Below are 9,836 nucleotides of genomic sequence, written 5' to 3' on the forward strand. Positions count from 1 at the left end.
CGGGCACAGTAGCGCCACGCTCTTCCTAGAAACGACACAGTTTCCCTTTCAAGGTGAAAACGGTTGGCGCGTCCATGGCGCTGATCGCAAGAATAACCGCGAGGCTACCCACAGTGGGATGCATAGTGGTGAGCGAAATCTGATTCGCAGAATGCAGCGCGCCGATAAGGTCCGAAAGAAACTTATAATTCGATTCTGAAACGAGTCTGAAGGTCCTCTGCACCCAAGCTGAGGGAACGCGAGGAAGTTTCAGTGAGCCCCGGCGAGCGCCCGATATTCCCGGGTTACTGGTTTCCAGAAGCCCGCCCGGTGCGCTAGCAGTTCTTTGAAATGCCGCGGGGTCACCTCATCCAGTGCCGCAACATATTCGGGCACGGTTTCGCGCGGCAGCCGCAGGCCCATCGTGAGGTGTGGGATCCAGTCCGTGCGGTGATCCTCCGGGTTAAGCACGCTGATCTCGCGGGCTGCTTGCCGCATCGGCTCCCCCGTTTCCAAAAGCCATGCGACCGTCTGTTTGCGGCGCGTACCGAATATCACGGTGCCAACCCGCTGAAACTCCGCGGGGATCACGGCCGGCAAAACCTCGGCGGCGCGTTCCACGGCTGCCGGCGCCATGTCGTGTGAAAAGGAAATAGTGATGTGCGGGGTCTGGTTTTGGCGCGGGAAACCGCGGGCTTCGAGGGCATCGAAAATCTCGCGCACCTGCCGCTCCTGCTCAGGCGGTAAATACAACAGAATGTTCTGCGGTGACGCCACGAAAAACCCCTCACGCATGCATTTTTGAGAAACTAGCTAATGTTGAGGATCTAGCAACTGTTGACGCCGAGCAACTGTTGGTGCTTACCCGCCGGCGCCGATCTAGCCGCGCAACACGCGTCGGTTGCGCATCACCATCGCGGTCCCTTTGAAGAAACCAAGCCGCTCATAGTAGCCAATCAGGTGATCGTCGCAGGCCAGATCGATCGAATACATGCCCTCGAGGCTGGCTACGATGCGGCGCACCAGCTCCTGCCCGATCCCCTGATTCTGATACTCCGGCAGCACCTCAAGCCACGGGATGAACGCGGTGAGAACACCGTCGCTAATCGCGTTGATGTAACCGACCACGCGCTCGCCATCGAGCGCCCACACGCGTCGGAACGAGCCATCCATGACATCCACGAGCTGTTGAGCACTCGGCGGGGTGGGCCAGCCGACGAAGAACCCCTCAAGCTGCTCGGCTTGAACCGCGCCTGGCTCATCACGATACGTAATCATGCGGTCGCTCTGCCTTCCTCATGCGTTGCGGTTTCCCTACGCATGCTCTTGCAACCAGGCCGCCAGAACCGGGACGTGAGAATGCTCAACATCCTTAGCCGCCGTCAGTAACGTCACGTGAGCGCTATGTGACAGTTCCTCCGCGAGTTCAGCGGCCGCATCGTTCTCATCAAGTTCGGCACTGTAGCGGCTCTTGAACTCATCCCAACGCTCTTCCGGCGCCTCATGAAACCAGGTGCGTAAGGCACTGCTCGGGGCCGCGTCCTTAGCCCATACGTCATAGTCGAGGGCCTCCTTCTTGATCCCGCGAGGCCACAGTCTGTCAGTCAAAACGCGGGTACCCTTAGTCGGCTCTGACTCCTCATAGACACGACGAAACGTCCACTTAGCACTCAGCGAGCTCATGATCACCTTCCCGCAGTGTTTTGACGCCGGAGCAGTTTTGTTGACGCCGGCACAGTCTTGTATCGGCACAGGCTTCAACCAGCGCTATGCCGGCCACTATCTACCTTAGTAGCCGTCCCCCACGTCAAGGGGGTGGCGCGGCACAGCATAGGATCGAACCAGCTATACCCCGCGCGAGGAAACCCGCGAGCAAGGAGTGCAAATGGACAAGGAGGCCACATGGCGCTGAACATCGCTTTGATCGGATACGGCGGGATCGCCTCCCGTGTTGCCCCCGCGGTCCGGGACATGGACGACGTCCAGCTCGTGGGCGCGATCGTGCGCACGCCAGGGCCAGCAGCCGACGACGGTGTGGCCGAGCTCAGCCTGGACGAGGCACTCGCCGACGATGCACTCGCGGACGATGTACTGGCTGAGGGCGCGTCGCCGGAAGGGCTTTCCGGGCGGCCCGTGGACTTGTTCGTTGAGGCCGCCGGGGTTCCTGCCGTGGCTGAGTACGGTCCGCACATCGTCGGGGCAGGTAAAGACCTACTGATAACCAGCGTTGGGGCGCTCGCCGACCCGCGGCTACGGCGTGCCCTACTCGATGACGGGCCGGGGCGTGTCTATGTATCTAACGGGGCGATCGGCGGGCTCGACATCCTCGCAGGCGCCGCCTTCGATGGCGGCTTGGATTCGGTGGTTCTGGAAACCCGGAAGGCACCTGCGAGCCTGATCCAGCCGTGGATGGACGAGGACCTCGCCGGACATCTCCGCAGCGATGCCACTACGGAACCGATCGTTCTCTACGAGGGTGACGTGGCCGGGGCTATCGACAAGTTCCCAGCCAACCTCAACGTGGCTGTCGTGCTCGCGCATACAACGGGAATGTGGGATGAGACGGTCGTGAAACTCATCGCCGACCCAGCCGCACAACAAACCAAGCACACCATTACAGCTAGTGGCGCATCGGGCACCTACCGGTTCGAGATCACCAACAATCCCCTACCGGATTCCCTGGCAACCAGCGGGATCGTCGTGAACTCGGTGATCACTGGGATCCGGACCATCGCAGGGGCGTCCGGAGTCGCCGTCTAGACCGTCCCGACTAAACCGCGCCGACCTCGTGGCTATCGGTCCGTCTCGCGTGAGTGTGCCCCGCATGAATGTGGATGTGCGGCTGGCGTGATGCCCGCAGGCCGTTGAGGATCACGAGGACCTCGGTGAGTTCGTGCGCGAGCACCACGGCGGCGAGGCTCATGACCCCGAAGAACGAAAGCGGCAGCAACAGCACGATCAGCGCGAGCGATACCGCGAGGTTCTGGTTCATGATGCGCCGGCCGCGGCGTGCGTGAGCGAAGGCCCGCGGAAGCAGGCGAATGTCCGTGCCGGTGAAGGCGATGTCAGCGGACTCGATCGCGACATCGGCTCCACCCACGCCCATTGCAATACCGATGTCAGCCACGGCGAGCGCTGGCGCGTCGTTGATGCCGTCGCCGATCATCGCGACGTGGTTGAGCGCTTGGACCGCGGCGACTTTGTCTTCGGGGCGCAGCTCGGCGCGGACATCCGTGATGTCGGCTTGGGCCGCGATCGCGTTCGCGGTGCGTGCGTTGTCGCCGGTCAGCATCGTGATCCCGATGCCCTGTTTCTTCAACGCAGCCACCGCATCGGCCGCTCCTTCGCGGAGCTCATCGCGCACACCGATCACCGCGGTTGGTTCGTCGTTGACGTGCAGAACCACGGTGGTCATGCCGTTTTCTTCAAGCTCGGTGGTGTCTGCGCTGAGCGGGCCGGGGCTGAGCCATCGTGGGCTTCCGATCGCGATGCGGTCGCCGTCGACCCAGCCTTCGATGCCGTGGCCGGCCTGTTCCGTGACGTCGGTTGCGGTGGGGACCACGGGTGCGGCGGTGGTGATCGCGGCGGCGATCGGGTGGGAGCTGTGTTGTTCGAGGGCGGCGGCCCATTCCAGGGCGACGTCCATGCTGACGTTCGGGACGGAGCGGACGGCGGCGACCTGTGGTTTGCCGCGGGTGAGGGTCCCGGTCTTGTCGATCGCGATGTGGCGGATGGTTCCGAACCGTTCGAATGCGGCACCGGATTTGATGATCACGCCGTATTTGCTGGCTCCGCCGACTGCGGCGATCACGGTGAGTGGGACGGCGATGGCGAGTGCACATGGGGACGCTGCCACGAGCACGGTGAGGGCGCGGGTGATCCACAGTTCTGGGTCGCCCACCAGCGAACCGATCACCGCGATGAGTGCCGCTAGGACGAGGACGCCCGGCACGAGCGGTGTAGCGATGCGGTCAGCGATGCGCGCACGTTCCCCGCGTTCGTTTTGCGCTCCTTGCACGAGCGAGACGATGGTCGTGAGCGAGTTATCGGTTCCTGGCGCGGTGGCCTGGATTTCCAGTGGCGTTGTGGTTGCGATGGAGCCGGCGCTGATGTGTTCGCCTTGTTCTATGGTGAACGGCATGGATTCGCCGGTGATGGCGCTGGTGTCGATGTCGGTGCGGCTGGTGATCAGGGTGCCGTCGGTGGGGACGCGTTCGCCTGGGCGGATGAGGATGTGGTCCCCTACCGTGAGTTCGGAGGTGGGGATGGTGATGGTGGTGTCGCCGCGGCGGATGGTCGCTTGGTCTGGTGTGAGGTCGAGGAGGGCGCGTAGGCTACCTTGCGCTTTGGCCATCGCTTTTTCTTCGAGGGCTTCAGCGATGGAGAACAGGAACGCGAGTGCTGCGGCTTCCCCGACGTAGCCGAGGATGACGGCGCCGACGGCGCTGATGGTCATGAGGAGTGCGACACCGATTTTGCCTTTGGTGAGGCGCTTGAGGGCATCAGGTACGAAGGTTGCCGCGCCGATGATGAGGCTGGCCCAGTAGAGGACCTGTTCGGCCGTTTCGTAGCCGAGTAGGCCGGTGATGAACCCGGCGACGAGGAGCAGGCCCGAGGTGAGTGGCACGAGGATTTCGATGTCCCGCCACCACGGGACTGTTTTGACGTCGATGCCTTCCATGACGATGTCGCCGCCGCAACCGCACGCTGAGCTCATATGACCCTTCTCCTTGTCGAGACCGGCTGATGAAACCGAACGGGGATCTGGTTCATGAATGGCCGGTTAACCTGTTTCCAGGCTAGCCCCGCAGAGGCGGGAAACGGGCATTTTTACGTGATGCGGGCCACAGTGTAAGAAACATGTGTAACTTACTTTTTCGGGCGCTTGGTAGCTGAAAATGACAGTGATTTTCAGGAGGGTTTTTGGGGGTGCGGTGCTGGAGTTTTGGTGCCTAGTGGGGCTTGCTTATTCGTAGTGAGTCCACATCCGCAAAACGTGGACGGTGCGAGCCTCGGCATTGACCTCATAAACGAGGCGATGCTGAATATTGATCCGCCGCGAATAGCAACCGGCTAAGTCGCCGATAAGTTTTTCGAAACGGGGTGGACTGGCGAATGGGTCTTCGGAGAGCAAGTCCAACAACATTCGCGCTTTAGGCTTTAGCCCCGACGACGCTAGTTTCTTTGCGTCTTTCTGAGCCTGCTTCGAGTAAACCAAGCGCCAGTTGGTCACCAGTCAAGCTCCTCAGAGCCCGACGCGATCCCTTCCTCCCGGGCAGCAAGGATGGACTCAGTCATTCCTGGGATCGAGGCCAGAAACAGTGTTTCCTGAATCGCACGCCAGTCTTCTTCGCCCACTAGGACTGCATTGCCGCGTTGCCCTGTTATGGTCACCGGCTCAGACTCGTCATTCACTTGATCGATTAAACGGTACAGATTATTGCGTGCCGATGTTGCGTTTACAGCAGTCATTCGTCGATCACCTCAAGACCAACCGTACGCCTTTACGTACGGGAAGGCAATAGGCGCTTCTTGCAGGCAACACTGTCAACTCAGCACATCACTGCCACATCAGCACATCAGGTCCACTAGCCTTCCGCGATGCAGGGCGCGAGATCATTTTCTTTGACCGATATCAAGCGGCTAGGAAAATGAGACTGGACGCCGCACTCACAATACTGATGAGCGCGTTGAGCACTGGATAAGACACCATAAACCCTGCCGCAAATTCAGCCCAGCCGGGTGCGGAGCAGATGTGAGCGAGAGATTTCCTGCCTTCCGAACGTCTGCGTGGACGCGTTCATCAGGCTGTTGCCAACAGGTGCCGGCGCGCTTGACTCACCCCTGGAGCGAGGTGTTCTTCTCCTCCAGTTTCGTGCCGCCGCTGAGGCACCACTCCTTCCCAGCCGAATCTACGAACGCAACTTCTGTAATCATCTTCCGACCTTTGCCCTTAACAAGGAAGTCTGGGGCCTCGTTCGACCGGTCAAGATCAATGAGGGCTCCCCAGTGGTACTTGGGGTGGCTTGGCACGACGAACCTACCGGGAGGAAGCGCTCCTAGCTCAAGAGGCCGGTTCTGGACACTGCCGTCCAATCGCTGGCTATAGACCTTGACATCGTAAATTGGCTTGGTCGAGCCGTTGTACAGGAAGATGGCCCAACTCTCTTCATTCTCGCGTTGAGACAGCCTCGCCCCGAGCGCGAAGACAAGTTCTGCCTGCTCGCGTTCAATTGCTTTCTTCCTATCTTCATCACGTTTTTGCTCAACCGCCAGCAACCGCGAGCTCACACGCCACGCGACAAACGCAGCAATCACGGCCAAGATGCCCCCGATTGATCCGACCCACTCAGCAAGCGACCCTATGTTCAATGCTTTCACCACCTTGATCCAAACCGCCCGACTAGCACTCTGCCAATAGTGTCAAACTAGGAAGGTTGGCAGGCAACACGCCTCGAATAGCGACTGGTGCCTGCTGACCCTCCCCTCACTTTACCCACTCTTCCGGTTTTAGAGTGCGTTGAGTCGGGCTGATAGGTGCCCGGAGTGGAGCAGGCAGCGCAGCGCTTAGTGCCCGAAGTTCCTGAACCCCAGCCCGATACCGCGCAGGTGCTCGAAGCGTCCGTTGATCGCTTCGACCGAACCGTTCGACGCGCCACCGCGATCGAAGTACGCCAGCACGTGAGCCCGTTTCCGCCACAACGTCCGCCCCAACTGAGCAAGCTCGTCCAGCCCTGCCGGCAGATCTCTGCGCAACAGGTTGACCACTGCCTGCGTGAGCTTCCGCCTGGCGAGCTGGACGACATGGAACGGATCCATCACCGGTACCGCGTCCGGTAGCGCCTTCGTGGTGGCGGTGTGGTAGCCGGCGAATCCGCCCATCGTGACGACCCTGACCTCGGTACGGAATGCTTGGGAGCGTTCCTGCAGTCACGTGGTCACGACATTCGTGGAACGTCCGCCTTTCACATCCAACAGACGGGCTCGACCGGTCCCATCGATCAGTGGAGTCAGGTCGAGGAAGATCGTCGCGAAGGAGTCCTCACCGTGTCCGCGCACGTGTTTCCAGCTGTGCTCATCGATACCCAGGACACGGACCCCGGCCAGATGCGCGGGATCGGCGTAGACGGGGGATCGTGCGGCATCGAGCTGGTGCTGGAAGATCGAGCGCCGACACGGGGGCGGACACACTGGTAGCGGGGCAGGCGGGTCGAGTGGCCGGTGATCGGGACATCCGTCAGGCGACGGATGACATCGTCACGCAGGCGGCCTTCAGTGCCGTAGTCGGGACAGTAGTCTAGGGGTTCGCGTAGTGTGGCTTCGATGACAACTGTCACCGGTTTGTTCTCGATGTCAGTCATGGGGCATCTGCCTTGAGTCTTGTGCCTGCACGGCGCGCTCCCTGGTGCAACCGCACCGGCTTATTGGAACGCAACATGGTTTTCCCACGGAACCATCAGTAAAGACGTTCCGATGGGCGCAAAGTTCGGTCCGGTGTGGGCATGGTGTCGGTACTCGGCAATCGCCACTCTGGCTGTGTAGGCATTCCAAGTGGCCGGCCGATCAGTAGTGATATCGGGCCTGAAGGATGATAAGTTCCTCGCCATCCACAAGGTAGACCAGTCGCTGCTCGCTGGTTATGCGACGCGACCATGAACCCTGCGCTCCGTACTTCAGCTGTTCGGGCTTGCCAATCCCGGTGAATGGGGCACGCAGGCAAGCGTCAATAAGTTTATTGATGCGTTTCAAGATCTGCCGGTCGGCTATCTGCCAGTGTTTGTAGTCCTCCCACGCCGATTCGTCCCAGACCAGACGCACTCAGTGCTCCTCGTCTGTACGATCCAGTTCATGAACTTCGACTTTTCCACTGCGGGCTCGTTCATATGCATCAAGCAATCGGCGAGCATTGGCCGGTGAACGGAACAGGTAGGCAGTTTCTTGCCAGGCTGCATACTCGTCGGCTGGCATCAGGATGGCGTTCCCTTTGCGGGAAACAATTTCTATAGCGTCGCGGTCTTCATTGACCTGCTCGATCAAGGGAAAAAGTCTCTTGCGTGCCTCGCTTGCACTGATAGACATATTGAGGACCTCCCTCGATGGAATGAATGGTACAGCTTAACGGTACCAGTCACTGCCGGTATACGTCACGTGTCGCCGTACCGTACAGAGTTCAACAGCATGAGCACTCCCTTTGCAGGATCCCGTGAGAGATGCTTGCCCGGCCATGTATCTTGCCTGCATCCGAGGCGTCTATTGACTAGAAGCTAGGCGCTCGCGAAGCTCAGTTTCTTCCTCATCGCGAAGTCCAGCTGGCCTTTCTCCCTGCCGTTGCTCTTCGTACTGCAAGGCTGCCATTAGCGTCTCTTTCAACGCCCGAATCTGGAGTCCCGCTTCGTAGGCAGCCCTGCATTCGAGTAGCGCCATGTTGCGCCACTGATGACCCGGCACCCACAGTGGCAATGATTTAGGTCCCATCCAGGGGTTCACATCGCATGCCAGCAACATCTCATCAGCGACGGCCCGCTCCGATGCCTGCGCGCTATTGAGTTCACGTGAAATCGCGAATACCTCCGCCAAGGTGGTGGCGTGCCCGGTCGCATTGTAGGTCCCGCTCCTACGCTCCTCTGCGGAGCTGACTGTCCATGCGGCCAAATCTTCCGCATCGATCATAGCGATAGGGAACGTAGGGTCAGGGACAATCACATCAGCGCCTGTAGGGTGCGCGAAGCGCCATGGATAGTAGCCGCTGCGCCCGGTCTCGTCACCGTAGCCTGCGATGAGCCCGGGACGGACAATGAGGACCGGTTCTTTCGCAATCCGATATGTTGCTTCGCAAGCGGATTTGGCCGCCGGGTATTGACTCATGTTCTCCATGTAGTCGCCATTGAGCGGGTCAACCACGGGGTCGAGTTCGGAAGAAATATTTCCCTGGTTCTCATACACGCTACTCGAGGACACAAACACCCAGTGCTTAGATTTCAGATTCCCTGCAGCCTCCGAGGCATGTTTCGGCTGACTCGTCAGGTCAATAACGGTGTCCCACGTCCGCCCTTCAACCGTGCCGTACGCATTGGTGCGATCCCTGTCCGAGCTAATGAACTCAACCCCTTCCGGCGGCTGCTTAGTGCCGCGGGCCAGGCAAGTAACATTATGTCCTCTCTCAAGCGCCGCCTGCGCAATATGTTGTCCAAGAAATCCAGTACCACCAAGCAATAAAATATCCATGCCAAAAAGCATTGCATGCTACTCCCCCGTCGAACGGTTTCGCTTTCGGCACAGCTGGGAGAATTTCAGGTGTGCGAACGGAACAGGTGGGCAGTTTCGTGGCTCTCAGTTGAGGATTCGTTTGAGGAACCACTAACAGCCCCGCGAGAACCTGCCGCCGCGACCAGCCGACACGGGCACCGACCTTAGCCAGGTGCGACGAACCGACTCAACGCGTTTCCGTTCTCGATAATCTCTTCGAAGTCCTTCTCTGAAAGCTCATTTAGCAGGTCGAGCGGTGATCGATATTCGACTGTCTCTCCTCGAAGCGAACTAACATGCGGGGTCTGCCACCAGTCAAGGAGCGCCTTAGCAACCTCTGTTCTCCCGACGTCACCGCAGTCCATGCCGCGCTCGCGTAGCCGGCGTACCTGTTCAGGGACTATCAAGAACGGTTTCGCATAGGTGCTGTGCGGATCTTTCATGTACCCACCATCCTGGTGTTCCCCGAGTTCAACGACTCCGGGCAGGAGTAGAAAAGAGAACAGACTTGCCTCTCATCGCGAGAAACAAGTCTGTCGTATTGATCCCAGTGTACACTTCGCACATGTTTCAGATCAAGCCCCCGGCGTACCTTACATATATTGATCGCG

At 59.7% G+C, this 9,836-nt stretch carries 13 protein-coding genes and 2 pseudogenes; 1 reads left to right on the top strand and 14 read right to left on the bottom strand.

What is annotated here, in order from left to right; translation table 11 throughout:
• Positions 1–249: 249 nt before the first annotated feature.
• The 3 genes from HMPREF3175_RS09705 to HMPREF3175_RS09715 all read right to left on the bottom strand — a co-directional run bounded on the left by HMPREF3175_RS09705 (position 250) and on the right by HMPREF3175_RS09715 (position 1,662).
• Positions 250–756, bottom strand: coding sequence for a 2'-5' RNA ligase family protein (locus HMPREF3175_RS09705; protein ID WP_070492354.1), 507 nt, complete (start codon positions 754–756; stop codon positions 250–252).
• A 102-nt stretch (positions 757–858) separates the two neighbouring features.
• Positions 859–1,257 (bottom strand): GNAT family N-acetyltransferase, encoded by a 399-nt coding sequence (locus HMPREF3175_RS09710; protein WP_070492356.1) that lies wholly within the window; start codon positions 1,255–1,257, stop codon positions 859–861.
• A 36-nt stretch (positions 1,258–1,293) separates the two neighbouring features.
• Positions 1,294–1,662 (bottom strand): DUF488 domain-containing protein, encoded by a 369-nt coding sequence (locus tag HMPREF3175_RS09715; RefSeq protein WP_035755491.1) that lies wholly within the window; start codon positions 1,660–1,662, stop codon positions 1,294–1,296.
• 219 nt (positions 1,663–1,881) lie between these two features.
• On the opposite strand from HMPREF3175_RS09715, the gene HMPREF3175_RS09720 reads away from it, so the two are divergent.
• Positions 1,882–2,739: an aspartate dehydrogenase domain-containing protein gene (locus HMPREF3175_RS09720; protein WP_083289562.1), complete on the top strand. Its 858-nt coding sequence runs from the start codon at positions 1,882–1,884 to the stop codon at positions 2,737–2,739.
• Between the two features lie 10 nt (positions 2,740–2,749).
• On the opposite strand, the gene HMPREF3175_RS09725 is transcribed toward HMPREF3175_RS09720, so the two are convergent.
• From HMPREF3175_RS09725 to HMPREF3175_RS09765, 11 genes and pseudogenes are all read right to left on the bottom strand, one after another.
• On the bottom strand, positions 2,750–4,696 hold the full coding sequence (locus HMPREF3175_RS09725; RefSeq protein WP_070492358.1) for a heavy metal translocating P-type ATPase: 1,947 nt from the start codon (positions 4,694–4,696) through the stop codon (positions 2,750–2,752).
• Between the two features lie 249 nt (positions 4,697–4,945).
• On the bottom strand, positions 4,946–5,212 hold the full coding sequence (locus HMPREF3175_RS09730; protein ID WP_035755496.1) for a Txe/YoeB family addiction module toxin: 267 nt from the start codon (positions 5,210–5,212) through the stop codon (positions 4,946–4,948).
• Positions 5,209–5,451: a type II toxin-antitoxin system Phd/YefM family antitoxin gene (locus tag HMPREF3175_RS09735; RefSeq protein ID WP_035755498.1), complete on the bottom strand. Its 243-nt coding sequence runs from the start codon at positions 5,449–5,451 to the stop codon at positions 5,209–5,211. The genes HMPREF3175_RS09730 and HMPREF3175_RS09735 overlap by 4 nt, the downstream gene beginning before the upstream one ends.
• Before the next feature lie 366 nt (positions 5,452–5,817).
• Positions 5,818–6,360: a hypothetical protein gene (locus HMPREF3175_RS09740; RefSeq protein ID WP_035755505.1), complete on the bottom strand. Its 543-nt coding sequence runs from the start codon at positions 6,358–6,360 to the stop codon at positions 5,818–5,820.
• Positions 6,361–6,546: 186 nt separating this feature from the next.
• Positions 6,547–6,720: pseudogene (locus HMPREF3175_RS10675) on the bottom strand (transposase); the annotation flags it as partial.
• A gap of 39 nt (positions 6,721–6,759) precedes the next feature.
• Positions 6,760–6,909: pseudogene (locus tag HMPREF3175_RS10680) on the bottom strand (transposase); the annotation flags it as partial.
• Entirely contained in the window at positions 6,910–7,170 is a 261-nt protein-coding gene (locus tag HMPREF3175_RS10230; RefSeq protein ID WP_141742532.1) for a transposase, read from the bottom strand.
• A 372-nt stretch (positions 7,171–7,542) separates the two neighbouring features.
• The gene (locus HMPREF3175_RS09750; RefSeq protein WP_035755506.1) at positions 7,543–7,797 is read right to left on the bottom strand and encodes a Txe/YoeB family addiction module toxin; all 255 of its coding nucleotides are present in this window, start codon (positions 7,795–7,797) and stop codon (positions 7,543–7,545) included.
• Positions 7,798–8,058 (bottom strand): type II toxin-antitoxin system Phd/YefM family antitoxin, encoded by a 261-nt coding sequence (locus HMPREF3175_RS09755; protein WP_035755507.1) that lies wholly within the window; start codon positions 8,056–8,058, stop codon positions 7,798–7,800.
• 171 nt (positions 8,059–8,229) lie between these two features.
• On the bottom strand, positions 8,230–9,216 hold the full coding sequence (locus HMPREF3175_RS09760; protein ID WP_256276363.1) for an NAD-dependent epimerase/dehydratase family protein: 987 nt from the start codon (positions 9,214–9,216) through the stop codon (positions 8,230–8,232).
• Positions 9,217–9,389: 173 nt separating this feature from the next.
• On the bottom strand, positions 9,390–9,668 hold the full coding sequence (locus HMPREF3175_RS09765; protein ID WP_070492362.1) for a hypothetical protein: 279 nt from the start codon (positions 9,666–9,668) through the stop codon (positions 9,390–9,392).
• Between the last annotated feature and the right edge of the window lie 168 nt (positions 9,669–9,836).

Origin of the sequence: Arthrobacter sp. HMSC08H08 (assembly GCF_001807575.1) — a bacterium.
Lineage (GTDB): Bacteria > Actinomycetota > Actinomycetes > Actinomycetales > Micrococcaceae > Pseudoglutamicibacter > Pseudoglutamicibacter albus.